The following is a 25,171-nucleotide window of genomic DNA, read 5'->3' as shown; positions in this document are numbered from 1 at the left end:
GAGTTGCGTGCGGTCGGTGATGCGGTGGATCTGGACGGTGATCCGGACGAACGCAGGCTCGCCTGGGTGTATCTGTCGCGGGTGGTGCAGGGGCCGTGCGCACCGCTGTCGGCACTGATCGCCTCCGTCGGGGTGTGTGAGGCCGCCCGTGCGGTCCGCGAGCACGAGTTGCCTGCCGCACTGCGTGGACCTACCGCCACGCGGCGTGAAATCGACTCAGCGGCAAAGGATCTGGACACCATCACGCGCCTGGGTGGACGGGTCATCACTCCCGATGACGAGGAATGGCCCGGCTGGCGGATGCTCGGACTCGGCCAGCTCGACACCGAACGCGATCGTGAGGCAGCGGTTCCGCTGGTGCTGTGGGCGCGGGGCCCGCTCGCACTCCATGCCGCGTCCGAACGTGCTGTCGCGGTGGTCGGTTCGCGGTGTAGCAGCGGATACGGGTTGCAGGTGGCCAGTGAGATCGCGTGCGACCTGTCCGGTCGGGGCTGGACGATCGTCTCCGGGGCGGCCTTCGGCATCGATGCCGCGGCCCATCGGGCGGCGCTGGCCGTCGGCGGGACCACCGTGGCGGTCCTCGCCTGTGGTGTCGATCGCCCGTACCCGGCTCAGCACGACCGCCTGCTCGCCGCCATCGCCGAAAGTGGTCTCGTCGTCAGCGAATACCCGCCGGGCATCTCGGCCCAGAAACACCAGTTCCTGGCCAGGAATCGATTGATCGCGACACTCGGGGACGGTGTCCTGGTGGTCGAAGCGGGTCTACGCAGCGGTGCCCGCAACACGGTGAAATGGGCTCGCAGGCTGGGCAGGCCGGCCATGGCTGTTCCGGGACCCGTCGGGTCGGCTTCCTCGGCAGGCTGCCACCGAATGATCAGAGACGGCGAAGCCCTCCTGGTAACCCGCGCCGAGGACATCATCGACGAAGCGGGCCCCCTCCGCCTTCCCGTCGCCGAAGGCAACCCGTTGGACCAGGCAGCCCACCTCCGCGGCGCCGAAGCCGAAATCTATGCGGCTCTACCCACCATCGGTACCCGCCTTCCTCGGGAACTAGCTCAACAGTCCGGCCTTGACCTGGCCACCGTCCGGGCAGTCCTTCCGAGTCTGGAACTAGCCGATTTGGTCGGCTGCGACTCCGACGGTTGGTTTCGGACCTCCAGCCGACGGGCGGGCTGAGGGGCAAAGCATGCAGTTGATGCGCATGCATCGGCCATCGAGCGAGCAACTGGAGGGTTCGGCCAGTAGAACCGGTGGTCGGCCGTGTGGGCGGCTCGCATCCCGGGGCGGCGTGGTGGGTTGCGTGGGGGACGGGGAAGGGCGACGGTTGGGTCATGGATGTGTTGCCTGATGATCTGACCGCATTGCTCGCCGAGTTCGGTCGGCATCTGCGGTTGGGGCGGAATCGGTCGGCGCATACGGTGCGGGCGTATCTGGGGGATGTGCGGTCGTTGCTCGAGCATCTGTACGCGCGGTCGGCGGATTCGGCGGTGCGGGAGCTGGATCTGCCGTTGTTGCGGTCGTGGCTGGCCGACCTCGCGGCGGCAGGGGTGGCGCGGACGACCCTGGCTCGGCGGGCCTCGGCGGCAAGGACTTTCACCGCATGGTTGACCGAGACCGGGCGGCTCGGTGTCGATCCCGGGTTGCGTCTGCAGGCCCCGAGAGCGCATCGCGTGCTGCCTGCGGTGCTCGGCCGCAATCAAGCCGAACACGCCATGGATGCGGCGGAATCCGGGGCGGCGCAGCAGGATCCGATGGCACTGCGGGATCGGCTGATCGTGGAGATGTTGTACGCCACCGGAATTCGCGTCAGCGAGCTGTGCGGTCTCGATATCGACGACATCGATCGGGAGCGTCGCCTCGTGCGCGTTCTCGGCAAGGGCAACAAGGAACGTTCGGTGCCGTTCGGTGGTCCCGCCGACACGGCGCTCGATGCTTGGCTCCGCGCCGGCCGCCCTTCCCTGGTCAACGACCACTCCGGCCGCGCCCTGTTCCTCGGTCAACGTGGTCGTCGCCTCGACCAGCGCCAAGCCCGCTCCGTCGTCCACGAGGTCATCGCCGCGATCCCCGGCGCCCCCGACATGGGCCCCCACGGTCTACGCCACACCGCTGCCACCCACCTGCTCGAAGGCGGCGCCGACCTCCGCGTCGTCCAGGAACTGCTCGGCCACGCCAGCATGGCGACCACCCAGCTCTACACCCACGTCTCCGTCGAACGCCTCAAACGAGTCCACGACCAAGCCCACCCCCGCGCCTGACCGCCGCGGAACGAGTCCGGCACCGAGACCGCGCCGCGCATGTGAGCGGATCGGCGAGAGAGAAACGTAGCGGGGCATCATCGACCGGGCGAACGGCCGACGGTGAGCGACATGCGACGGGGAGATCAGTGGCCGCGACTCGGCGACGGGGAGATCAGCGGTGACGACATGGCGACGGGGAGATCAGCGGTGACGACATGGCGACGGGGAGATCAGCGGTGACGACATGGCGACGGGGAGATCTGCGGTGACGACATGGCGGTCGGCGCGCTCGCAACGATCACGAGCGGAGGGATCGCGGTGGCGCATGATGGGGACAGGAGGTGGTGTAGTGACATTGCCCGAGGTCGGGGCCGAATCCGAGGACGGCGAGGAGGAGGTCGACTACCGATTCACCCTCGCCAATGAACGCACGTTCCTGGCGTGGATGAGGACCGCGCTCGGTCTGCTCGCCGGCGGTGTCGCGGTGCACACCCTCGTCCAACCGACTCGCCTGGCCGGATTCGCCGGTGTCATCTCGTTGATCTGCCTAATCATGGGACTGGTCGTCGCGCTCGCCGCCTTCCGGCACTGGCGTCGGGTGAATCTCGCGATGCGCGCCGGGGGACCGCTGCCGGGAACGATCCTGGTGCCGGTTCTCTCGGTCGGCGTCGCGGTGGTCGCCGCACTCGCCTGTGTAGCGGTAGTGCTGTCGTGACCGCACCGACCCTGGCCATGGAACGTACCGCCCTGGCCTGGCGGCGCACGTCCCTCGGCGCGGCCGCCTGCGCCCTGCTCTTCGTCCACGAGGCAACCACCGACGGTGGGCTGACCTGGGTGCTCCCACTCGCCGCGGCCACGGTGGCGCTGATCCTGGCCGGGATGGGCTGGTCCCGTGGCCGCGCGCTCGATCGCGGACGTGTGGGCACCGGTCACCGATCTGTCGGGACCGCCGCCCTCGCCGTCGCGACCGTATCCCTGATCGCCGTCGTCACTGTGCTGCTCAGGCTATGAAAGGTGTCCGCGCGTTGGCGAGCGACCTGCGCCGATACGGAACTCGATCGACGATCGCGGCACCGGAAAATAGTGTGAGGGCGTGACTTCCCTGCGCGAGCGGCTGCGCGCCGCGTTGAAACCTGCGATGAAGGCCCGCGACCTCGGTGCGGTGTCGGCGCTACGTTCGGCGCTGGCGGCGATCGACAACGCGGAGGCGATCGATGTCGGTGAGATGAGAGCCGGTGCGATGGAAGACAGCCCAGTCGGTCTCGGCGCGGCCGAGGCCGGTCGCCGCGACCTCACCGATGTCGAGATCGAAGCGATCGTCCGCCGTGAGATCGACGAAAGACGGCACGCGGCAACCGAATACGAACATCATGGTGCGATCGACCGCCGCGATCGGCTGATCGCGGAGGCAGACGCGCTGGCCGCACTCCTCTGACGGCCACCGAGTCCGCGAGTGACGGCCACCGGTCCGCGAGGCTTCGGCACCGGCCAGTCTCGAGCGCCGACATCGAGCGCGTCGGCGAGGTGGGTAGCGCGACACGGACGCCGAAGGAAACGCTGATCCCCCCGGCACCCGCGCCGGTCGAGCGCGACGTCAGCCGTTGGTGGGCAAGGTATTCAGGTAGCGGTGGGCGAACCAGCGCTGGATCAGGCGGACGACGGGGCCACCGAGGCGGACGTACCAGGTGCCCGGCTTGGAGAAGGCCGTGACCAGGCCGTAGACGGTGTCGTCGGTGGGGTCGTACTCGACCGCGAAAAGTTCTTCACCGATCTCGGGGTGCCCGGGCAGGGTCCCGTAGGCGAAGCCTCGGCGGTCGGGCTCGTCGAGGACGTAGACGACGCGACAGGGTGCGGTGATGCCGAGCCGGCCGATTCCGAGGAATACCGTCAATGCGGTTCCCGGCTGGGCGGTTTCGGTGTCGGCGCTCTGGAAGACGCCGGAGCCCTTCTGTATTCCGTACTCGAGGATGTGGGTTTCCGCGCGGTCGAACAGATCGCGGCCGTGACCGATCGGCTGTCGTAGCCGGAACCGGTGGTATCCGCCGGGCATGGTGGTGCGGGTGGCACCGACCTCGGGGTAGGTGAACGGCGCTGTTTTGTCGGGCACGCCTCGATTCTCGTCCGCGGCCGATCGCCGTGGGGGCCGGGTGGTGGAGTGGTTCGTCACGTCATGGCTCCAACGGTTTCAGGCGGACCGGCACCTCGTGCAGGAGTCCGAGTGGGTCGACATATTCGCGTCGGTTGTGCGCACCGGACTCGCGACGGGCGCCCCAGTGCAGGCAGGCGGTGGCCGGACACCCCTCATGTCCGGCCACCAGCGTGCCGATCGGCGTACCCCTGCTCACCCGGCTTCCCACCCTCACCTGCGCCCGCACCGGCTCGTAGGTGGTGCGCAAGCCGCCAGGATGATCGATCGACACCACCGGTTTGTCCGCCACGTCCCCCGCGAACACCACGATGCCCTCGCCCGCCGCCAGCACCGTCTGCCCGGCCGTGCCCGCCAGATCCACGCCCCGATGCCCCGGCAACCAATTCCGATCCGGTTTGTCGAACGCGCGCTCCACCGTGGGCCGCGGCCGCAGCGGCCAACCGAACGGCCCGGATTCGGCCGCATCGGCGGGTACCGCACCACTGAGCACGATCGCCACCAGGCAGGCGACACCGAGTACTCGCCCGACTACAGACCGCACCCGGCGCACCACGCGACGGACATTCCCGCGGTCGCGAGGCCACTCGTCGCCGACGGCCATCGCGGCTCGCCTCACAACGGGACGATCGCGACCGCGAATGCGAGCCCGCACTTTCTGTCCGGCATCGGGCTTGTCGAACATCGCCCGGTCCTCAGCGGTGCGGTCGCGGTGTCGGCACCCGTTGCTGCGCCGCCAGCGTTCGCAACATATCCCGCAGAACCGCCGGAAGCCCCGCCGCCGACCCACTCCCACCCCCAGCCCGCACCACGATCTCGATCTCCTGCTGCGCCCCCGCACTCTGATCCACACCTCGCGGACGGGCGGGAGCCGAACCGAGGTCGTGGATAGTCACCCGCACCGGTGCGGGAACAAGCTCTCGCCGCGGCACGACGATCGCCGGCACCACGACCGGCGCCCGCCCGCAGGAACCCCGGGTCTCGGGTGGCGTGTCCTTCCTCTGCGGTACCGGAGGCGCTACCGGGACCGTGCCCGGCGCGGCCGCACGTTGCGGTGGGAAAATCGGTTCGCCGGCCCTTCGCCCGGGTGGCTGCGCGAGGACAACAGCACCGCCGGCGCATATCGACGACGAACCGCCTGGTGGCGTCGTCTTGGCGGGCCGAGTCACCGACGGTCCTGTCGCGGCATCGCCCGAAGTAGGGTGAGCTGCCGCTGGCGCTGCGGCGACTCCGGCCACGCAGAGCAGCGGAAACGTAGTGATCAGGGTGCGTGTCAATGGATTCATGCCCCAACTCTGGGCGCCGGACAACGCCACCGGGACAACGATTTCGGGATTGTGGACAACTTCCCCACATGTGGATATCGACCACTTCATCTACGAAATGGGCGGTCGTTGCGCAGGGGCGATTTCGGACCTGGCCCAGGTCCGCGTAGACTGAACGAGCGGTTTGTGCTCAGCAGCCAGTGCGTGTGCACGGTACGGACCGACTTCGCGCGCCACCCGTGCTCGTCCATCCGGTCGTCGCTCGCAATGCAGACGGTCCGCGAGGGCATGTCAGCGCGAGTTCTCCAACGGATGAACAGGGAAATCGTCGGCTGGTCCCGGATTCTTCGAATCGGGTCCGGCGGTTTCGGTGGCGCCAGGGCAGTCGATCGCCGATCGACCGCGACAACCGGCAACGAAAGAGGATACGAAGGCTATGCCTGTCGTAACTATGAAGCAGCTGCTCGACAGCGGCGCGCACTTCGGCCACCAGACTCGTCGGTGGAACCCGAAGATGAAGCGGTTCATCTTCACCGACCGCAACGGCATCTACATCATCGACCTGCAGCAGACGCTGACCTTCATCGACAAGGCCTACGAGTTCGTCAAGGAGACGGTCGCCCACGGTGGCACCGTTCTCTTCGTCGGCACCAAGAAGCAGGCCCAGGAGTCGATCGCTTCCGAGGCGCTGCGCGTCGGAATGCCCTACGTCAACCAGCGTTGGCTGGGTGGCATGCTCACCAACTTCTCCACCGTGCACAAGCGCCTGCAGCGCCTCAAAGAACTCGAGGCGATGGAGCAGACCGGTGGCTTCGAGGGTCGCACCAAGAAGGAAATCCTCATGCTCACGCGTGAGATGACCAAGCTGGACCGCACCCTCGGTGGTATCCGTGACATGGCCAAGGTTCCCTCGGCCATCTGGATCGTCGATACCAACAAGGAGCACATCGCCGTCGGCGAGGCGCGCAAGCTGAACATCCCGGTCATCGCGATCCTGGATACCAACTGCGACCCCGACCTGGTCGACTACCCGATCCCGGGTAACGACGAAGCGATCCGTTCCGCCGCACTGCTCACCAAGGTCGTCGCCTCCGCGGTGGCCGAGGGCGTGCAGGCCCGCGCGGGCCAGGCTTCCGGCGACGCGAAGCCCGAAGCCGGCGCAGGCGAGCCGCTGGCCGAGTGGGAGCAGGAGCTCCTGTCCTCGGCTACCCCGGCCGCCGAGGCTGCCGAAGCCGTCGAGACCCCGATCGAGACCCCGGCCGAGGCCGAGGCCGAGGTCAAGGCCGACCCGGCGCAGCACACCCCGGCCGACTTCTGAGCTGACCGGTAGCACTACGTTCACCTTGCCGGCCCTTCTGAATTCAGAAGCGGTCGGCAAGGTGGTGTTAACACCCAAGCACCCCACACACGAGGAGGCTCGCCCCCGATGGCGAACTACACCGCTGCTGATGTGAAGCGGCTCCGGGAGCTCACCGGCTCCGGCATGATGGACTGCAAGAACGCGCTGGCCGACTCCGACGGCGATTTCGACAAGGCCGTCGAGGTGCTGCGCATCAAGGGCGCCAAGGACGTCGGCAAGCGCGCCGAGCGCGCGACCGCCGAGGGTCTGGTCATCGCCAAGGACGGCGTCATGGTCGAGATCAACTGCGAGACCGACTTCGTCGCCAAGAACGCCGAGTTCCAGCAGCTGGCCGACGCCATCGTGACCGCGGCCGCCGCGGCCAAGCCGGCCGACCTGGACGCCCTCAAGGCGCTCAAGCTGACCGACGGCACCGTTGACGACGCCGTGCAGGCGCTGTCGGCCAAGATCGGCGAGAAGCTGGAACTGCGTCGCGTCGTGTCCTTCGACGGCCCGGTCGCCACCTACCTGCACAAGCGTGCTTCGGATCTGCCGCCCGCCGTCGGCGTGCTGGTGGAGTACGAAGGCACCGGCGACGCCGCTGCCGACGCCGCGCGTGCCGCGGGCATGCAGGTCGCCGCGCTCAAGGCCAAGTACCTGACCCGCGAGGAGGTGCCCGCCGACGTCGTCGACGCCGAGCGTCGCATCGCCGAGGAGACCGCGCGCGAAGAGGGCAAGCCCGAAGCCGCGCTGTCGAAGATCACCGAAGGCCGCGTCAACGGCTTCTTCAAGGACGTCGTGCTGCTCGAGCAGTCCGCCGTCACCGACTCCAAGAAGACCGTCAAGGCGCTTCTGGAAGAGGCGGGCGTGAACGTGAAGCGTTTCGCTCGTTTCGAGGTCGGCCAGGCCTGATCCGCCTGAACTGACGAAAAAGCCTCTTCGGCGCGGTGTGATGCCGCGCTGGAGAGGCTTTACTCGTGGATCGACCGACCCCACTTCTGGGTGATCGCAACCTGATAAGGCAGGATAGATGCCGCCTGCTCGCCCCGCTCTCGACCTCGCCGAAGGAGACCAACACCCATGACCGACCCGGGTAACGACCGCCCTGGATACAACCGGGTGCTGCTCAAGCTGGGTGGGGAGATGTTCGGTGGTGGTGGGGTCGGCCTCGACCCCGATGTCGTGCAGACGGTGGCAGAGCAGATCGCCGAGATCGTCGAGACCGGCGTGCAGGTGGCCGTGGTGATCGGCGGCGGCAACTTCTTCCGCGGCGCCGAGCTCGAGGAGCGCGGCATGGAGCGGGCCCGCTCCGACTATATGGGCATGCTCGGCACCGTGATGAACAGCCTTGCCCTCCAGGATTTCCTTCAGCAGCAGGGCGTGGACACCCGCGTGCAGACCGCCATCACGATGGGCCAGGTCGCCGAGCCCTACCTGCCGCTGCGCGCAAAGCGCCACCTCGAGAAGGGCCGTGTCGTGATCTTCGGCGCGGGCATGGGCATGCCCTACTTCTCCACCGACACCACCGCCGCCCAGCGCGCGCTGGAGATCGCCGCCGACGTGGTGTTGATGGCCAAGGCGGTCGACGGCGTGTTCGACGCCGACCCGCGCGTCGACCCGAATGCGAGCATGTTCACCGAGATCACCCACAAGGAAGTGATCGAAAAGGGCCTGAAGGTGGCCGATGCCACCGCGTTCAGTCTCTGCATGGACAACCAGATGCCGATGCTGGTGTTCAATTTGTTGATCAAGGGCAATATTGCCCGCGCGGTGGCCGGTGAACCCATCGGCACCCTGGTTCGGTCGTGACCCCGCATCCGCGGACGATGACGATGACGATGCTGTGGAGGATTCGGTCGTGATTGATGAAGCGCTCTTCGATGCCGAGGAGAAGATGGACAAGGCCGTCACGGTGGCGAAGGACGACCTGGGCAGCATTCGTACCGGCCGCGCCAACCCGGGCATGTTCACCCGGGTGCTGATCGAGTACTACGGCTCGCTCACCCCGATCACCCAGGTCTCGAGCATCACCGTGCCCGAACCGCGCATGGTCGTGATCAAGCCCTACGAGCAGAGCTCGCTCGGCCTGATCGAGAACGCCATCCGCAACTCCGACCTCGGCGTGAACCCGACCAACAACGGCGACATCCTGCGGATCTCGGTGCCGCAGCTCACCGAGGAACGTCGCCGCGAGATGGTCAAGATGGCCAAGGGCAAGGGTGAGGACGCCAAGGTCTCGATTCGCAACGTCCGCCGCAAGGCGATGGACGAACTGGGCCGCATCCAGAAGGATGGCGAAGCGGGTGAGGATGAGGTCGGGCGCGCCGAGAAGGAGCTCGACAAGACCACTGCCAAGTATGTGGCCCAGGTCGACGAGCTGGTCAAGCACAAGGAAGCCGAACTGCTCGAGGTCTGAGCGCCAGATCTCGCCAGTCCCGCTCGTGCGGGGGATGAACGGAACGACGAGTTGAGCGACGGGACAATCGTGGCCGAAGACGCCGCCGCCACCGGGGCGGCACCGGATCCCATGCCGGACAAGGTCGAGGAGACCGCGACCGCGGCCACGCCGCAGGGCGAGCAGCCGCCTGCCCCGGCATCCCGTGCCGGGCGCAATCTGCCCGCGGCACTGGCAGTGGGGCTGACGCTCGGGCTGTCGCTGATCGCGATCCTGTTGTTCGTCCCGAAGGTGTTCATCGCGGTCGCGGGGCTCGGCGTGGGCGTCGCGACCTGGGAGGTCACCAAGCGGCTGCGCGAAGCCGACGTGCTGGTGCCGCGGATTCCGCTGCTCGTGGGCGGTCAGGCGGTGTTCTGGCTCGGCTGGCCGTGGGGGGCGAGCGGGGTGCTCGGCGCGTTCGCCGCCACCGCGCTGGTGTGCATGGTGTGGCGCCTGTTCGATCACGGCCTCAGTACGGCGCCGAAGAACTTCCTGCGTGACACCGCGATCGCCGTGTTCACCCTCACCTGGATCCCACTGCTGGCCGCGTTCTCCACGCTGCTGCTGCTCGAACCCGACGGCAATCTGCGGGTGCTCACGTTCATGATTCTGGTGGTGTGCTCCGATGTCGGCGGCTATGTCGCCGGAGTGCTGTTCGGCAGGCATCCGATGGTGCCCGCGATCAGCCCGAAGAAGTCGTGGGAGGGTTTCTGCGGTTCGCTGGTGTTCAGCGTGATCGGCGGTCTGCTGACCGTCACCCTGCTGCTCGAGGCCAACTCGATGATCGGTGTGGTGCTCGGTGTCGGCCTGGTGGCCGTGGCGACCATCGGTGACCTGATCGAGTCGCAGATCAAGCGGGAACTCGGCATCAAGGACATGGGGACGCTGCTGCCGGGGCACGGCGGAATCATGGATCGTCTCGACTCGATGCTGCCCTCGGCGTTCGTCTCCTGGCTGGTACTCAGCGCGCTGATCTGAGCGTCATGGCCTCTTGGCGGCCTGCCGCAGTTGCAGGATCCGCACCCCGCCGACCAGGCCCATCACCAGCGCGCCCGCGATCAGCGACAGCAACACGGTGACGCCGAGCGGCAGTTCGAAGTGCCAGAACAGCAGGTTGGTACGGACCTTGTCGAGATTCTGGATGATGAAGATCAGCAGCACGATGCCGAGCAGGGCGGCGGCAAGTAAGGCGATCCAGGTGTAGCCGGTGCGCGATCCGTGCACGGCGTCGTGTGGAACCGATACCGGTGTGGTAGCAGGCTGCGCCGGTTCGGCGGGCTTGCTGTGCTTGCCGGTGAGATCGGTCGGCGGCGGGTCGTGCTCGGCCGGTGACGCACCGGATTCTGCGGATGTACTCATGGTTCGATCATTGCCGACTGCTATGGCTCGCGCACGCATCTTGTCGATAACGTTGCCCGGCGTGCCAACCCCGAGGTCGCGTTTGGGACAATGGTGAAACTATGGCCATCTCCCTGCCCCTCGTGTTCGATGCCCCGCGCCGCGGCATGCCGCCGCGTCACCTCGCCGATCTCGATTCGGACGAACGCAAGGCCGCGGTGCAGGAGCTGGGATTGCCGAAGTTCCGGGCCGACCAGCTGGCCCGTCAGTACTACGGCCGTCTGCAGTCCGATCCGGCGCTGATGACCGATCTGCCCGCCGAGGTGCGCGCGAAGGTCGGCGAAACGCTGTTCCCGCCGCTGCTGTCGGTGGTGCGCAATATCGCCTGCGATGAGGGCGATACCCGCAAAACGCTGTGGAAGGCGCACGACGGGACACTGCTGGAGAGCGTGCTCATGCGCTACCCCGATCGCAATACGCTGTGCATTTCCAGCCAGGCCGGGTGCGGTATGGCGTGTCCGTTCTGTGCGACCGGGCAGGCGGGGCTCACCCGTAACCTGTCGACCGCGGAGATTGTCGATCAGGTGCGCGCGGCCGCGGCCGATTTGCGCGACGGTGAGGTGCACGGCGGTCCGGGCCGACTCTCCAACATCGTGTTCATGGGGATGGGCGAGCCGCTGGCCAACTACAAGCGGGTGGTGAACGCGGTTCGCCGGATCACCTCGCCCGCGCCCGACGGGCTCGGCATTTCGCAGCGGTCGGTGACGGTATCGACCGTCGGCCTCGCGCCCGCGATCCGCAAGCTGGCCGACGAGGACATGTCGGTGCGCCTGGCGGTGTCGCTGCACACGCCCGACGACGAACTGCGCGACACCCTGGTGCCGGTGAACAATCGCTGGTCCATCGCCGAAGTGCTCGACGCCGCACGCTATTACGCCGACAAGTCCGGGCGCCGCGTTTCGATCGAATACGCGTTGATCCGCGATATCAACGATCAGCCGTGGCGGGCGGACCTGCTGGGCAAGAAGCTGCACAAGGCTCTGGGCCCGCTCGTGCACGTGAACTTGATTCCGCTCAACCCGACGCCGGGTAGTGAGTGGGATGCCAGCCCGAAGCCGGTCGAGAAGGAGTTCGTACGCCGGGTGATTGCCCAGGGTGTGTCGTGCACGGTGCGTGACACCCGCGGGCAGGAGATCGCGGCGGCCTGCGGTCAGCTCGCTGCCGAGGGCTAGGGGCTGACGTACGCCTACACGTTGCGCCCGTCAGACGATGCTGATCGGTGCGATGAAGTCGTCGTAGGGGAGTGGGCCCGCGACGAAGGCGTTGACCTGCATGAAGTTCAGGGTGATGTCGCCGCCGTGGTTGTCCAGGAAGGCGATATCGGAGGCGTCGCGGCCGGTGGCGATGCGCACCAGGCTCGAGCGCGGTGCGAGGCCCGTCGGGTCGTAAGTGCGCCACTTGCCGTCGATGTAGGCCTCGCAGACAGCGTGGAAGTCCATCGGCACGCAGCCCGGCGCGTAGACCGCGGCGACCCGGGCGGGGACGCCGACGGCGCGCAGCAGCGCGACCATCAGGTGTGAGAAGTCGCGGCAGACGCCGGTGCCCGACAGCAGCGTCTCCACCGCGCCGTCGATGGGCGTGCTGCTACCCGAGACGTAGGTGATCCGTCGGCCGATCCACGACGCGACGCGGTTGGCTACCTCGGGATCGGCTATGCCGTAGCCGAATTCGGCCGCCGCGAAGCCGAGCAGCTTGTCCGACTCCGCGTAGCGGCTCGGTCGCCGGTACAGCGCGAGGTCGTAGTCGGAGGGCGGCTCGAGGAAGGCAGTGCCCAGGACGGTCGCCTGGTAGTCGACGCGGAGGGTGCCCGCGCGCACGTCGAGCACGTGGATCCGGGAACCGTGCGCACCGACCACTTCGCGCGGCGTGAGGAACTCGCCGTCGAGCGAGCATGTCATGGACTCGATCAGGTCGAGCCCGGGCCTGCGGGCGACAGCGATCTGACACTGCAGCACCGAATCAGCATGGACCGCGACCTCCAGGCGAGCGGAAACGTCCCGTTTCACGCCCACAGACTGACAGGCGAACCGGGATCAGGCGAACCGAACCGCTCGAGCGGGTTGCGGCCCAGGCGTTATCGTCGCGGGACCGGATCGACGCGTGCGTCCGAGATCGTTGACTATGGCGCGCGAAACAGCCTCTGTCACAGTCACTCTCGAGCTCGAAGCCGGAAACGCCTCGCTGATGATCCTCGGCAAGATGCTCGGTCCCACCGGCGTCCCACCCTTCGAGGTCAAACGGCGCTACGACGCCGCGACGGCAGACCAGCGCGGCGAGATCATTCCGGCCGTCATCACGATCGACGCCCGCAAGCGCTGGACGATGCGGCTCAAAACCCCACCCACCGCCTCCCTGATCCGCAAGGCTCTCGGCCAACCGGGCTCCCCGCAACCCGGCCACAAGCCGGTCGGCGCGCTCAGCCGGGAGCAATTGCGCCGCATCGCTGTTCGCAAACTGCCCGACCTCAACACCACCGATGTGGAGGCGGCGATGCGCATTGTGGCAGGCACCGCGCGCTCGATGGGCGTGCGTGTCGAGGGCTGACGACCGAGCGGCCGTTCACCGCGGACCCCCGTCTGCGCCGCTTCCAGCTGGGGTGAACCCACTCCGGAGCGGTGTACTGCACCGATTCGCAGGTCCTTCGTTTGGTATGGTCCAGCCGTCGGACGAGGAGCGAGATTCGGGGGTCAGAGTGGTTTCTGACGGGACGGTGTTCGCCGGCTACACGATCGATCGGCAGCTGGGTCAGGGCGGGATGGGGTCGGTGTATCTGGCCAGGCATCCGCGTCTGCCCCGGTGGACGGCGCTGAAGCTGCTCAATCGAGAGCTGTTCTCCGACTCCGAGATCCGGGCCAGGTTCGAGCGGGAAGCCGATCTGGTCGCCCAGCTCGATCACCCCAATATCGTGACCGTGTTCGATCGCGGGGTCGAGGGCGATCAGCTGTGGATCAGCATGCAGTACATCGACGGGATCGACGCCTCCTCGCTGGATCCGCACACCCTGCCGCCGGACCGGGCGCTGCAGATCATCGGTGAGACCGCCGCCGCGCTCGACTACGCGCATCGCGCGGGTGTGCTGCACCGCGACGTCAAGCCGGCCAATATCCTGCTGGCGCGTTCCAGCAGCCAGGAGCGGGTGTATCTCACCGACTTCGGTATCGCCCGCCTGCGCGACGATTCGGGTCATCTGACCGAGACCGGGTCGTTCACCGCCACCCTGGCCTACGCCGCGCCCGAGCAGCTCACCGGCGCCGCGCTGGATCACCGCGCCGACCAGTACTCCCTGGCGTGCACGCTCTACACGCTGCTGACCGGCAGCGCACCCTACGAATCGACCAGTCCGGCCGCGGTGATCACCGGCCATCTGCAAGCACCACCGCCCCCGGTGAGTCCGCGTCGCGCGGGTCTGCCGCAGGTGCTCGACGCCGTGATGGCCCGCGCGCTGGCCAAGCGACCCGCCGACCGGTTCGCCTCGTGCGAGGAGTTCGTCGACGCCGCTCAGCGGGCAGTGCGCACCGGAACCACCGGTGCCCGCCCGCTCGCCCGCCCGACCTCGGGTGCGCACGCTCAGCCGTTCGTCGGCATGCAGCCCATGCGCCCGGTGAGTTCGACGGGCACTCCCATCCCGCAGTACAACCCCACTCCGATGCCCCCACGAGCGCCGCAGCCTCAGTACGCGCCCACGCCTCAGTACGCGCCCACGCCGCAGTACTGGCAGCCGCAACCGGCCCGGATACCGAATCCGCCACCGCAGCGAGGTGGCTGGGGATCAGCACTGGGCACCTACGCGGTCCTGCTGGTCGTGGTCATCGTGATCGCCGGAGTGATCGCGCTGCTGGCAAACCTCTGATCGGCTCGCCGACCCGATCGGCGGGTGCCATATTCTGGTCAGAATGAGCGACTTCGACGTCACCGCCGCCGACTCCATCGACCTCGACCGGTTGCGTCGTTTCGTCGCCGTGGCCGAGGAGTTGCACTTCGCGCGCGCCGCCAAGGCCCTGCGCATCCCGCGGCAGGCACTGAGCGCCACCGTGATCGAGTTGGAGGAAGAACTCGGCACCCGGGTCTTCGTGCCCGGCGCCTCACCCACCCAGCTCACCGACGACGGCAACGCCCTGCTCGCGCGTGCCAGGGACCTGATCCGGGTGCGGGAGCAGGCCGAACGGGAGCAGAAACCCGACGCGCCCGCGAGCCTGCGGGTGGGGTTCGTGCCGGGGGTGACGGTGTCGAAGTGGGCGCGGATCTGGGGCGAGCGGCTACCGGACCATCCACTCGAGGTCGTCGGCGTCGCGCAGGGTGAGCAGGAGTCGGCGCTGCGCGAGGGCCGCGTGGACCTGTGCTTCGTCCGGTTGCCCATCGACCGGACCGCGACGAACGCGATCTCACTGTGGCAGGAGACGCCGGTCGCGGTCGTGCAGAAGGACGACGCGCTGTCGCTGCTCGAGTCGATCAGCCCGGCGGATCTGGCCGACGAAACGATCCAGGACAGCGCCGATCTCGATCAGGCCGTCGACATCCTCGCCCTCGTCGCCGCGGTCGGTGGAGCGGCGATCATGCCGCAGTCGATCGCCCGCCTGCATCACCGCCGCGACCTGGTCTACCGCCCGGTCAGCGACACCGAGTTCACCGAGATCGCGCTGGCCTGGCCCGCCGGGACCGACAGCGATCTGCTCGAGGAGTTCGTCGGCATCGTGCGCGGTCGTTCGGCCAACAGTTCGCGCGGCGGCGTGGCGGAACCGGAACAGCGCGCCGCGGCTCCGGCTCGCAAGCCCGCGGCGAAGAAACCCGCAGCCAAGAAGCCGACGCCGAAGAAGCCTGTCGCGCGTGGTCGCAAACCGGCCCGGCGCGGCCGATGACACGCGAAAACGCCTGCGGCGAAAGGTGCTGCCGCAGGCGTGGACGTTTTCGAGCTGAAGGGTTACTTCGGCATACGCTGGGTGAGCGAGTCGACGACCATCATGAGCGCCATCAGGCCCGCCAGGCCGACGAGGAAGATGTCTTCAACGTGACCCTGGTGGTTGCCGATGGTCATCGCGAGCAGGGCGACGACGACGACCCAACCCGCGATGCGGAAGGTCTTGCGCGACTCACCGCTCCAGCCCCATGCTGCCGAGGGCACCTCGGCGGGGTCGACGCTGGTGGCGACGGCGCGCTCGGTGCTGGCTTTGTCGAGGTCCGTGGCTGCCACGATCGCTCCTTAGGGCTCGAGTTCTGGTTGGGCGAGTGAGCATATCGTGGCATACGACCGTCCGTCGTAGCCAGCAGCCCTGCCACAATGGGCCCGTGTCCCACCCCGCAACGCGTGCCGCGCACGCCAGTTCCCCGTCCACCGATCGGGTGAAGGTGCTGCTTCTCGGCAGTACCGGTTCGATCGGTACTCAGGCGCTCGAGGTGATCGCCGCCAATCCCGACCGCTTCGAGGTGGTCGGTCTGGCGGCGCGCGGCGGCAACCCCGCCCTGCTCGCCGAGCAGATGACGGCCACCGGCACCCGCAATGCCGCCGTCGCCGATCCCGCCGCCGCCCAGGCGCTCGATCTCGAACTCGGCGGCCCGGATGCGGTGACCGAACTGGTCCGCCGCACCGAAGCCGATGTCGTGCTCAATGCCCTGGTCGGTTCGCTGGGACTGGAACCCACACTGGCCACCCTGCACGCAGGCACCCGCCTGGCGCTGGCGAACAAGGAATCACTGGTGGCGGGCGGCTCCCTGGTGACGCGCGCGGCCGCACCCGGGCAGATCGTGCCCGTCGACTCCGAGCACTCGGCGCTGGCCCAGTGCCTGCGCGGTGGCCGCGCCGAGGAGGTCGACCGCCTCGTTCTCACCGCGTCGGGCGGACCGTTCCGCGGCTGGACCACCGAGATGCTCGAATCGGTGAACCCCGCCGAGGCGAAGACCCACCCGACCTGGTCGATGGGCCCGATGAACACCCTGAACTCGGCCTCGCTGGTCAACAAGGGGCTGGAGGTGATCGAGACCCACCTGCTCTTCGGCGTGCCCTATGACCGCATCGACGTCACCGTGCACCCCCAGTCGATCGTGCACTCGATGGTCACCTTCACCGATGGCTCGACCCTCGCCCAGGCCAGCCCGCCTGACATGAAACTCCCGATCGCCCTGGCACTGGGGTGGCCCGACCGGATCCCCGGCGCCGCCGCGGCCTGCGATTTCGGCACCGCCGCCACCTGGACCTTCGAGCCGGTCGACGACGAGGTCTTCCCCGCCGTGCGCCTGGCCCGACAGGCAGGCGAAGCGGGCGGCAGCGTCACCGCGGTCTACAACGCCGCCAACGAGGTCGCCGTCCAGGCTTTCCTCGACGGCAAGATCACCTTCCCCACCATTGTGCGCACCGTCACCCGCGCGGTAGAGGCCGCCGACCGCTGGCACGCCGAACCCGATACCCTGGACGACGTCCTCGCGGCCGACCGCTGGGCCAGGCAGTACGCGGCGGAAATCATCGCCGGGAAAACGACGACCTGACCCGACGAACAAGCGAGACCACCACGTTTTCGGCCGCCCCGGATCCGAGGGGCGAGACGGAACGCCGAAGGCGCAGTATCGCCCCTCGGATTCGGGGTTACGAGGCCGAAAACACGCGGCGCCAGCCGCCAAGAACACAGGAGTCACATGGTTTTCGCGCTGGGGTTCGCACTGTTCGCGCTCGGTATCACGATTTCGATCGCGCTGCACGAGTGCGGGCACATGTGGACCGCGCAGGCCACCGGCATGAAGGTGCGCCGCTACTTCATCGGCTTCGGACCGAAGGTGTTCTCGTTCCGCCGCGGTGAGACCGAGTACGGACTCAAGGCGCTGCCGCTCGGCGGTTTCTGCGATATCGCGGGCATGACGGCCCTCGACGAGCTCGAGCCGGAGGAAGTCGACCGGGCGATGTATCGCCAGTCGACCTGGAAGCGCCTGGTCGTGATGTTCGGCGGCATCGGCATGAACTTCCTGCTCGGCTTCATCCTGTTGGTGGTCCTGGCGATCGGCTGGGGTCTGCCGCAGCTCGAGCAGCCCCCGGCTACGGCGCTGGGCACCATGAGCTGCGTCGCGCAGGAGACCCCGGAGAAGACCCTCGCCCCCTGCGCGGGCGACGGGCCCGCCCAACGTGCCGGGTTGCAGCGTGGTGACGTGGTGAAGGCCGTGAACGGCGTCGAGGTGAGCACCTGGGCGCAGTTCCAGGCCGAAACCCAGAAGCAGACCGGCACTTTCACCTACACGATCGAACGCGACGGCAACCGGCTGACCGTCCCGGTCACCCCGGAGCGGGTCATGCGCTCGCCCAAGGAAGGCCCGAGTCGTGAAGTGAGCGCCGTCGGCGTCGGCCCCGATTTCGCCGAACCGAAGCAGTACGGCCCGATCGCCGCGATCCCGGCCACCATCTCGTTCACCGGTGATTTCTTCATCGAGACTGTGAAATCCCTCGCGAAGATGCCGCAGAAGGTGTCGGCGCTGTGGGAAGCGGTCACCGGCGGCGAGCGCGACCCGGAGACCCCGGTCAGCGTCTACGGCGCCAGCCGCATCGGTGGCGAGACCGCCGAGCGCGGCCTGTGGGGCATGTTCATCCTGGTCCTGGCCAGCCTGAACTTCTTCCTCGGTGCGTTCAACCTGTTGCCGCTGTTGCCGCTGGACGGCGGGCATATCGCGGTGGTGCTCTACGAGAAGATCAGGAACACTGTTCGTGGCTGGTTCGGCAAGGCCCCTGCCGGTCCCGTCGACTATCTCAAGCTGCTCCCGGTGACCTATGTGGCGGTAGTGATCGGTGGTGCGTTCATGCTGCTGACCTTGGCCGCCGATATCGTCAACCCGATCCGTCTGCCCTGATGGCGAGATGACCGGTGTCATGCCCCTCACAGGGCGCCCGGTCACCCCGCGCGACTAAGCTCGGCAACAACAACCCAGGTCGATCCGCGAAACGTACGAAAGAAGGCAGCCGAACGTGACCAGCACAATCGGATTGGGGATGCCCACCGCCCCCGCTGCTGTTCTCGCACCCCGGCGCAAGACCCGCCAGCTGATGGTCGGCAATGTCGGCGTCGGTAGCGATTCGCCGATCTCGGTGCAGTCGATGACCACCACCAAGACCCACGACATCAACGCCACGCTGCAGCAGATCGCCGAGCTCACCGCCTCGGGCTGCGACATCGTGCGGGTGGCCTGTCCGCGCCAGGAAGACGCCGACGCGCTCGCCACCATCGCGAAGAAGTCGCAGATCCCGGTGATCGCCGACATCCACTTCCAGCCGCGCTACATCTTCGCCGCGATCGACGCGGGCTGCGCCGCGGTGCGCGTCAACCCGGGCAACATCAAGGAATTCGACGGCCGTGTCGGCGAGGTCGCCAAGGCCGCGGGCGCCGCGGGTATCCCGATCCGCATCGGCGTCAACGCGGGTTCGCTGGACAAGCGGATGCTGGAGAAGTACGGCAAGGCCACGCCCGAGGCACTGGTCGAGTCGGCGCTGTGGGAGGCGAGCCTGTTCGAGGAGCACGGCTTCGGCGACATCAAGATCTCGGTCAAGCACAACGACCCGGTGATCATGGTCGAGGCCTACCGCCAGCTCGCGGCGCGCAGCGACTACCCGCTGCACCTCGGCGTCACCGAGGCGGGCCCGGCGTTCCAGGGCACGATCAAGTCGGCGGTGGCCTTCGGCGCGCTGCTCAGCGAGGGCATCGGCGACACGATCCGGGTCTCGCTCTCGGCGCCGCCCGCCGAGGAGATCAAGGTCGGCGACCAGATCCTGCAGTCGCTGAACCTGCGCCCGCGCAAGCTCGAGATCGTGTCCTGCCCGTCGTGTGGACGCGCCCAGGTGGACGTGTACACCCTGGCCGACGCTGTCGCCGCCGGTCTGGACGGTCTGGAAGTGCCGCTGCGCGTCGCGGTGATGGGCTGTGTCGTGAACGGGCCGGGCGAGGCACGCGAGGCCGACCTCGGTGTCGCCTCCGGCAACGGCAAGGGCCAGATCTTCGTCAAGGGTGAGGTCATCAAGACCGTGCCCGAGCATCTGATCGTGGAGACCCTGATCGAAGAGGCGATGCGCATCGCCGAGGAGATGGGCGAGCAGCCGGGCGCCGAGCCCGTTGTCAGCGTGAGCTGAATCCCGCCTCCCATACGCTCGCACGTCGGATTCGGCGGACTCGTACCGCTCGGCGTGCTTTCGTGGCAGGCTGGTGCCGTGCGGAGTCTGCTGGAGCCGACGCGACGGTCCAAAACCGCTCCCGCGCGTCCGGTGGCCGTGCGAGATCTGGGCGAGGTGCTGCGTGTCCTCGATACCGACCCGGTGGCTTCGTGCATGATCGCCGCCCGCGTGCAGGAGTACGGGCTCGACTCCCGTAGCGGTGTCGGTGAACTGTGGAGCCGCGGCGGACCGGCCGACTCCCTGTGTTTCTCCGGCGCCAACCTGGTTCCGCTGCGTGGTGACCAGCAGGCCCTGCGCGCGTTCGCCGATCGGGCAGGCCGCTGGCCACGGGTGTGTTCCTCGGTGGTCGGCAGGCAGGAGCTCGCCCTCCCGCTGTGGGAAATGCTGCTCCCGTCCTGGGGTCCGGCCAGGGAGTTACGTGCCGATCAACCCCTGCTGGCGCTCGCCCGGCCCGCCGCCGCGCGCGCCGACGGGGGAGTGCGCCGCGTGCGACCCGACGAGATCGACCGCTACCTGACCGCCGCGATCGCCATGTTCATCGAAGAGGTCGGCATCGACCCGCGCACCGGCGACGGCGGTCGCGGCTACCGGCGGCGGATCAAGAGCCTCATCGAATCCGGCAGGGCCTGGGCACGTTTCGAAGACGGCGAGGTCATCTACAAGGCCGAGATCGGCGCGCTGTCGCGACGCACCGGTCAGATCCAGGGCGTGTGGGTACATCCCGAATACCGGGGCGCCGGTGTGGGCACCGCGGGCACCGCGTCGGTCGCCAATGCTGTTGTGGCAACGGGCCGTACCGCGAGCCTCTACGTCAACGACTACAACCGCATCGCTCGTCGCGCCTACAGCCGGGTGGGTTTCCGCCAGATCGCTACCTTCGCAACCGTATTGGTGGACTGAAACTTCGGCGCGTGGCGCCGAGGTCAGCGGCCTGTTCGCCGCTACCATCGATGCCGATGAGGACACGGATGCTCACCACTTGTGCGGTGGCCGCCCTCGCCGTTGCGGCGACCGCCTGTTCTTCCGGCGCCCAGGGGCCGGTGCCCGCCGCCGATGCCTTCGCCGCGGCGTTCGCCGAACACGATCTCTCCGCGGCCGCTGCGCTCACCACCGCGCCCGAGAGGGCAACGGCGGCACTGACTTCGACGTGGCAGGCGTTGCAGGCGGAGAAGCTGTCGATCCGCACCGGCGACGCGCGCGTCAACGGTGACACCGCGACGGTCGACTACACCTACGAGTGGACCCTGCCCAAAGGGCGCCAGTGGACCTATACCGGCGAATTGCAGATGGGCCGCAGCGACGGGCGCTGGCTGGTCCGCTGGAGCTCCGCCGATATCCACCCCAAACTCGGTGACACCCAGAGCATGGAATTGCGTACCCGCCCCGCGCCGCGCGCCAGGGTGAACGAGGCTGCGGGCAGCGACGTGCTGGTTCCCGGCAAGGTCTCGCGCGTGAAGTTCACCGTGGCCGATGCCCCCGACCCGAGCCGCGTCGCCGGCGCGCTCGCTGCCGCGCTGAGCCGCATCGATCCCGTCGCCTACACCCCGCAGACCATCCTCACCTCGGCGCGCAGGACCGACGGCGCGCACACCGTGATCCTGCTCAACGAATACGAGGCCGAGACGATCGGCGGCGAACTGATCGGCCTGCCCGGCGTCACCCTGACCCAGGAGTGGGACATGGTGCCCACCGACCGCAAATTCGCTCCCGACCTGCTCACCCAGGTCCGCAAAACCGTGATCGCCGAGGTCGACGGGAAGGCAGGCTGGAGCGTGGTCACCCGCAATGCCGACGGCGCCGATCTCGATGTGCTGCACGAGGAAGCGGCCGAACCGGCACCGTCGTTCGCGCTGAGCATCGATCGGTTCGTCCAGAATTCCGCCCAGCACGCGGTTGACCTGCGCAGCGAGCAGGCGATGATGGTGGTACTCCGCCCCTCGACCGGTGCGATTCTCGCGGTGGCCCAGAACAAGTTCGCCGACCGCGACGGTCCGGTGGCCACCAGTGGCCAGTACCCGCCGGGCTCGATCTTCAAGACGGTCACGGCGTCGGCGGCGATGGCCTCCGGTCTGGCCACGCCCGAGACGGTGCTGGCCTGTCCGAGCAGCACCATCATCGGCGAACGCACCATCCCCAACTACAACATGTTCTCCGTCGGTGACGTGCCGATGGCCACCGCCTACGAGCGTTCGTGCAACACCACCTTCGCCAGGCTGGCCAGCAAGCTCGAACCCGACGCGCTCACGCAGGCCGCGGCGCGTCTCGGCGTCGGCCAGGATTACAAGGTCGAAGGTCTACCGACCATGTCCGGTTCGGTGCCGAGAGCCGAGGGTCTCGTCCAGCGCGCCGAAGACGGCATCGGTCAGGGCAGAGTGGTGGTGAGCCCGTTCGGGATGGCGGTGATGGCCGCGACCGTCGCGCACGGTGCCGCGCCGGTGCCGTATCTGATCGCGGGCAGGCCGACCGAGATCACCGGTGATCGGCCCGCGATCGCGCCGGAGGTGGTCGAGGGGCTGCGTTCGATGATGCGCATGGTGGTCACCGGCGGCACGGCCGAACGCATCCGGGATCAGGGCGAGGTCTACGGCAAGACCGGCGAAGCCGAAGTCGACGGTGGATCGCACTCGTGGTTCATCGGCTATCGCGGGGATATCGCGTTCGCGACACTGCTGGTCAAGGGTGGCAGCTCCGACAACGCGGTCGCCGTCACCCGGGATATGTTCGCCGCACTGCCCGCCGGCTACTGATTCCCGGTCGCCAGCAGACCGCGCACCACCGCTAGCGAGGTGCTCTCGGTATGCGATGACGCCGTGTCGTGCAGCACGTTGTAGCTGACAACGGGCTCGGGTGCGGCCCCCATGGCCGCGCCGTCGAGGATATCGATGGCGGCCGCGCCGCCGAGGATCATCCCCGCAGTGGTCAAGATCAGAGTGGAACGCCTCATAGTTCGTCTCCCTCATTCAGGGTTTCGACGTGTTCGCGGGGCAGAGTTCGATTGTCTGAGGATTAGCTGATGCACAACCGTAGAACGGCGGTTACTTCGGCAACAGGCGACGGCAGCAAGCGACACACAATTGTTGCCCTATGTGCGGGCGTGTTCGAACACAACCGCTACCCGGCCGTGATGAAAAGGTGAACTACCGGTTTCGATCGTGCAAATGCGCTGATCAAGGGTCATGTTCGGGTAAATTACCGAATTACACGTGACTCAGCCGCGTTGCAGAGTTGCCGCTAGGTGATGCTGCAAAGATTCGCCAACCGCCGCCATCCGCAACGTGTACTCGATGGTGTCGCCGGTGACATGGAATGAGCGGCCGACAGCGGTAACCGGCTTTGCCGATTCGCTCAGGCCAATATTCGTGGAGTTCAATTCCAGACGAATTCCGTCGACCGTTTCGGTGATCGTGCCCTCGCAGATCTCGGTGATTCCGGTCGGATGGGCGAGTACGAGCTCGACCCGGCCCGGTGCCGGGCTGCGCAGGTAGCCGGTCTCCGCGTGCAGCGGCCTGCCGTCGGAGCCCGCCTTGGTCCGCTGCTTGTAGGTGAGGAACGGTTTGCCGAGGTGCCCGAAGGTGATCTCCTCGACGTAGTCGAAGGATTCGATGGTCGGGTATTCGCCTCTGCCCCGGCCGCGCCAGGTACCGAGTAGCGGTGCGAGGGCGGCGATGTCGGGATGCGGGGCGATGTTGGGGGAAGGTTCGACCACGGCCGACAGCGTAGTCCTGTGCTTCCTGTGACGGTCAGGGCACACCACCGCATCAGCCACGATAAGGTCAGCCTCGCCTGAACGCCGTCCGGCGGAAGGTCGAAAGGAAAGAACGTGAACGGACATGTGAGGGGTGCCCGCGGGGTGCGGTCCGGGCTGGTGCGCGGTGCGGTACTCGGCGCGGCAGTGTTGCTCGCCGCGGCGTGCTCGAACACCGGGCCCTCGACCGACGACGTGGCCGCGCTGGACGGCAACCGCTACAGCCAGACCAACCTGGCCGCCGACAAGGACTCCTATCACGCCCAGTTCACGCTGCCCGGCATGGTCAACGCCTGGGGCCTGGCTGATCGGCCCAAGGGCGCGGGCGGGCATTTCTGGGTAGGCGCGGGCGGCAAGTCGTTCCAGTTCCTCGGTGATGTGCAGTCGTCCTCGGATCCCAAGCTGCAGAAGCTGACCCAGGACCAGCTCAAGCTCGTCGGCATCCCCGGTGCCGACGCCGACACCTCCGACAAGAGCATCGGCAAGGTCACCGGCGTGGTGTTCAATCCGGCGCCGATCACCTCGGATCTGTTCGTGGTGCGCGACCAGTGGGTCGATGTGGACGGTATGCCGGTTCCGCTCGGCGGTTCCTCGCGCTTCATCTTCGCCACCGATTCGGGCAAGATCTCGGCCTGGACCGAGCAGGCCCCCGACGGCGCGATCGTCCGACGCGACGGCGGCGCGAACCAGGTGTTCGACGGTTCCGCTGCGGGCATGGCCTTCTTCGGTATCGCGCTGGCGCCGACGGGTGACAAGCTGCTGGCCGCCGATTTCGGCACCGACCCGCAGGTCCGCACCTTCGACAAGAACTGGCAGCCGGTCGCGACCACCGGTTTCGCCAACCCGTTCGCCACCGGCGAGGTGATCGATGCCTCCTCGCCCGAGAAGGGCCGCAAGGCCGTGCCCGGCGATCCGGCGCCGTTCAACATCACCACCCTCGGTAGCCGAGTGTTCGTGTCCTACGCCGTGACCCAGCCCGCCGAGGACGATCCGAAGGCCTTCGACAAGGCCGAGGAAGCCTCGCTCGACGCCGACAAGGACAAGGACTCCAACGGCAAGCCCGACAGGGGCAAGGTGGCCGAGTTCGACGGTGCGGGCAAGCTGGTGCGCATCATCGACGACGGCGGCAGGCTCAACGCGCCATGGGGCGTGGCGATCGCGCCGTCGAATTTCGGTGCGCTCTCTGGCAAGCTGCTGATCGGCAACTTCGGTGGCCTCGGCCGCGTCCTCGCCTACGACGACACCACCGGCACCTTCGTCGACTACCTGCGCGACGGTGAGGCGAAGCCGGTCGAGATCGCGGGCCTGTGGGCACTGATGTTCGGCAACGGCGAAAGCCTGGGCGACGCGAACGCCCTGTACTTCACCGCGGGCCCGGAAGACGAGAAAGACGGCCTGTTCGGAAGCTTGCGCGTGCAGTAGCAAGCACATGGGTAACTCACCGGGTACGGGCGGACGAGGCCGACAACACCGC

At 67.8% G+C, this 25,171-nt stretch carries 27 protein-coding genes; 20 read left to right on the top strand and 7 right to left on the bottom strand.

Annotation, left to right across the window (positions count from 1 at the left end; genetic code table 11):
* Window positions 1-3: 3 nt before the first annotated feature.
* The 5 genes from dprA to ACFWPK_RS00620 all read left to right on the top strand — a co-directional run bounded on the left by dprA (window position 4) and on the right by ACFWPK_RS00620 (window position 3,672).
* Entirely contained in the window at window positions 4-1,176 is a 1,173-nt protein-coding gene (gene dprA, locus ACFWPK_RS00640; RefSeq protein WP_378912742.1) for a DNA-processing protein DprA, read from the top strand.
* 155 nt (window positions 1,177-1,331) lie between these two features.
* Window positions 1,332-2,255 (top strand): tyrosine recombinase XerC, encoded by a 924-nt coding sequence (locus ACFWPK_RS00635; protein ID WP_378912399.1) that lies wholly within the window; start codon window positions 1,332-1,334, stop codon window positions 2,253-2,255.
* A 331-nt stretch (window positions 2,256-2,586) separates the two neighbouring features.
* Window positions 2,587-2,952, top strand: coding sequence for a YidH family protein (locus ACFWPK_RS00630; protein ID WP_378912398.1), 366 nt, complete (start codon window positions 2,587-2,589; stop codon window positions 2,950-2,952).
* On the top strand, window positions 2,949-3,248 hold the full coding sequence (locus ACFWPK_RS00625) for a DUF202 domain-containing protein (RefSeq protein WP_378912397.1): 300 nt from the start codon (window positions 2,949-2,951) through the stop codon (window positions 3,246-3,248). The genes ACFWPK_RS00630 and ACFWPK_RS00625 overlap by 4 nt, the downstream gene beginning before the upstream one ends.
* 82 nt (window positions 3,249-3,330) lie before the next feature.
* A complete protein-coding gene (locus ACFWPK_RS00620) occupies window positions 3,331-3,672 on the top strand; it encodes a hypothetical protein (RefSeq protein ID WP_378912396.1) in 342 nt (113 codons plus the stop codon).
* 159 nt (window positions 3,673-3,831) lie between these two features.
* Here the strand turns inward: ACFWPK_RS00620 and ACFWPK_RS00615 are convergent, their stop codons facing one another.
* Both ACFWPK_RS00615 and ACFWPK_RS00610 read right to left on the bottom strand, forming a co-directional pair.
* Entirely contained in the window at window positions 3,832-4,344 is a 513-nt protein-coding gene (locus tag ACFWPK_RS00615) for a DUF1990 family protein (RefSeq protein ID WP_378912395.1), read from the bottom strand.
* Between the two features lie 61 nt (window positions 4,345-4,405).
* Window positions 4,406-5,002 carry a M23 family metallopeptidase gene (locus tag ACFWPK_RS00610; protein ID WP_378912394.1) on the bottom strand — a complete coding sequence of 199 codons (597 nt, stop codon included), beginning with the start codon at window positions 5,000-5,002 and terminating at the stop codon, window positions 4,406-4,408.
* A 1,082-nt stretch (window positions 5,003-6,084) separates the two neighbouring features.
* Here ACFWPK_RS00610 and rpsB point away from each other — a divergent pair.
* From rpsB to ACFWPK_RS00585, 5 genes are all read left to right on the top strand, one after another.
* Window positions 6,085-6,966 (top strand): 30S ribosomal protein S2, encoded by an 882-nt coding sequence (gene rpsB / locus ACFWPK_RS00605; RefSeq protein WP_378912393.1) that lies wholly within the window; start codon window positions 6,085-6,087, stop codon window positions 6,964-6,966.
* A 108-nt stretch (window positions 6,967-7,074) separates the two neighbouring features.
* Complete coding sequence (gene tsf / locus ACFWPK_RS00600) at window positions 7,075-7,899, top strand: translation elongation factor Ts (protein WP_378912392.1); 825 nt, start codon at window positions 7,075-7,077, stop codon at window positions 7,897-7,899.
* Window positions 7,900-8,067: 168 nt separating this feature from the next.
* Window positions 8,068-8,796, top strand: coding sequence for a UMP kinase (pyrH, locus tag ACFWPK_RS00595; protein ID WP_378912391.1), 729 nt, complete (start codon window positions 8,068-8,070; stop codon window positions 8,794-8,796).
* A 49-nt stretch (window positions 8,797-8,845) separates the two neighbouring features.
* Window positions 8,846-9,403 (top strand): ribosome recycling factor, encoded by a 558-nt coding sequence (frr, locus tag ACFWPK_RS00590; RefSeq protein WP_378912390.1) that lies wholly within the window; start codon window positions 8,846-8,848, stop codon window positions 9,401-9,403.
* A 111-nt stretch (window positions 9,404-9,514) separates the two neighbouring features.
* Complete coding sequence (locus ACFWPK_RS00585; RefSeq protein ID WP_378912741.1) at window positions 9,515-10,399, top strand: phosphatidate cytidylyltransferase; 885 nt, start codon at window positions 9,515-9,517, stop codon at window positions 10,397-10,399.
* Between the two features lie 3 nt (window positions 10,400-10,402).
* Here ACFWPK_RS00585 and ACFWPK_RS00580 read toward each other — a convergent pair whose 3' ends face one another.
* Entirely contained in the window at window positions 10,403-10,780 is a 378-nt protein-coding gene (locus ACFWPK_RS00580) for a lipopolysaccharide assembly LapA domain-containing protein (RefSeq protein ID WP_378912389.1), read from the bottom strand.
* A gap of 101 nt (window positions 10,781-10,881) precedes the next feature.
* Between ACFWPK_RS00580 and rlmN the strand changes: the two genes are divergently transcribed.
* Window positions 10,882-11,991, top strand: a complete 1,110-nt coding sequence (rlmN, locus tag ACFWPK_RS00575) for a 23S rRNA (adenine(2503)-C(2))-methyltransferase RlmN (RefSeq protein ID WP_378912388.1) — start codon at window positions 10,882-10,884, stop codon at window positions 11,989-11,991.
* A gap of 30 nt (window positions 11,992-12,021) precedes the next feature.
* On the opposite strand, the gene ACFWPK_RS00570 is transcribed toward rlmN, so the two are convergent.
* Window positions 12,022-12,825, bottom strand: coding sequence for a transglutaminase family protein (locus ACFWPK_RS00570; RefSeq protein ID WP_378912387.1), 804 nt, complete (start codon window positions 12,823-12,825; stop codon window positions 12,022-12,024).
* Between the two features lie 115 nt (window positions 12,826-12,940).
* Between ACFWPK_RS00570 and ACFWPK_RS00565 the strand changes: the two genes are divergently transcribed.
* From ACFWPK_RS00565 to ACFWPK_RS00555, 3 genes are all read left to right on the top strand, one after another.
* Complete coding sequence (locus tag ACFWPK_RS00565; protein WP_378912386.1) at window positions 12,941-13,363, top strand: uL11 family ribosomal protein; 423 nt, start codon at window positions 12,941-12,943, stop codon at window positions 13,361-13,363.
* 148 nt (window positions 13,364-13,511) lie between these two features.
* Window positions 13,512-14,669, top strand: a complete 1,158-nt coding sequence (locus ACFWPK_RS00560; protein ID WP_378912385.1) for a protein kinase — start codon at window positions 13,512-13,514, stop codon at window positions 14,667-14,669.
* Window positions 14,670-14,712: 43 nt separating this feature from the next.
* Complete coding sequence (locus tag ACFWPK_RS00555; RefSeq protein WP_378912384.1) at window positions 14,713-15,675, top strand: LysR family transcriptional regulator; 963 nt, start codon at window positions 14,713-14,715, stop codon at window positions 15,673-15,675.
* Between the two features lie 62 nt (window positions 15,676-15,737).
* On the opposite strand, the gene ACFWPK_RS00550 is transcribed toward ACFWPK_RS00555, so the two are convergent.
* Entirely contained in the window at window positions 15,738-16,007 is a 270-nt protein-coding gene (locus ACFWPK_RS00550; protein ID WP_378912383.1) for a DUF2631 domain-containing protein, read from the bottom strand.
* 95 nt (window positions 16,008-16,102) lie between these two features.
* On the opposite strand from ACFWPK_RS00550, the gene dxr reads away from it, so the two are divergent.
* The 5 genes from dxr (at window position 16,103) to ACFWPK_RS00525 (ending at window position 22,699) form a co-directional block, all read left to right on the top strand.
* Window positions 16,103-17,296 carry a 1-deoxy-D-xylulose-5-phosphate reductoisomerase gene (gene dxr / locus ACFWPK_RS00545; RefSeq protein ID WP_378912382.1) on the top strand — a complete coding sequence of 398 codons (1,194 nt, stop codon included), beginning with the start codon at window positions 16,103-16,105 and terminating at the stop codon, window positions 17,294-17,296.
* 147 nt (window positions 17,297-17,443) lie between these two features.
* Window positions 17,444-18,640 (top strand): M50 family metallopeptidase, encoded by a 1,197-nt coding sequence (locus tag ACFWPK_RS00540; protein ID WP_378912381.1) that lies wholly within the window; start codon window positions 17,444-17,446, stop codon window positions 18,638-18,640.
* A gap of 115 nt (window positions 18,641-18,755) precedes the next feature.
* Window positions 18,756-19,910, top strand: coding sequence for a flavodoxin-dependent (E)-4-hydroxy-3-methylbut-2-enyl-diphosphate synthase (gene ispG / locus ACFWPK_RS00535; protein ID WP_378912380.1), 1,155 nt, complete (start codon window positions 18,756-18,758; stop codon window positions 19,908-19,910).
* Between the two features lie 87 nt (window positions 19,911-19,997).
* Window positions 19,998-20,852, top strand: a complete 855-nt coding sequence (locus ACFWPK_RS00530) for a GNAT family N-acetyltransferase (protein WP_378912740.1) — start codon at window positions 19,998-20,000, stop codon at window positions 20,850-20,852.
* Window positions 20,853-20,908: 56 nt separating this feature from the next.
* Window positions 20,909-22,699 carry a penicillin-binding transpeptidase domain-containing protein gene (locus ACFWPK_RS00525; RefSeq protein WP_378912379.1) on the top strand — a complete coding sequence of 597 codons (1,791 nt, stop codon included), beginning with the start codon at window positions 20,909-20,911 and terminating at the stop codon, window positions 22,697-22,699.
* On the opposite strand, the gene ACFWPK_RS00520 is transcribed toward ACFWPK_RS00525, so the two are convergent.
* Both ACFWPK_RS00520 and ACFWPK_RS00515 read right to left on the bottom strand, forming a co-directional pair.
* A complete protein-coding gene (locus ACFWPK_RS00520; RefSeq protein WP_378912378.1) occupies window positions 22,693-22,896 on the bottom strand; it encodes a hypothetical protein in 204 nt (67 codons plus the stop codon). The genes ACFWPK_RS00525 and ACFWPK_RS00520 overlap by 7 nt on opposite strands.
* 264 nt (window positions 22,897-23,160) lie before the next feature.
* On the bottom strand, window positions 23,161-23,658 hold the full coding sequence (locus ACFWPK_RS00515) for a peroxynitrite isomerase (RefSeq protein ID WP_378912377.1): 498 nt from the start codon (window positions 23,656-23,658) through the stop codon (window positions 23,161-23,163).
* A 114-nt stretch (window positions 23,659-23,772) separates the two neighbouring features.
* Between ACFWPK_RS00515 and ACFWPK_RS00510 the strand changes: the two genes are divergently transcribed.
* Entirely contained in the window at window positions 23,773-25,119 is a 1,347-nt protein-coding gene (locus ACFWPK_RS00510; protein ID WP_378912376.1) for a TIGR03118 family protein, read from the top strand.
* Window positions 25,120-25,171: the final 52 nt, after the last annotated feature.

Source organism: Nocardia sp. NPDC058519 (assembly GCF_042719755.1).
In the GTDB taxonomy this organism is placed as follows: domain Bacteria; phylum Actinomycetota; class Actinomycetes; order Mycobacteriales; family Mycobacteriaceae; genus Nocardia.
This window is presented reverse-complemented; position numbering and strand designations above follow the sequence as displayed.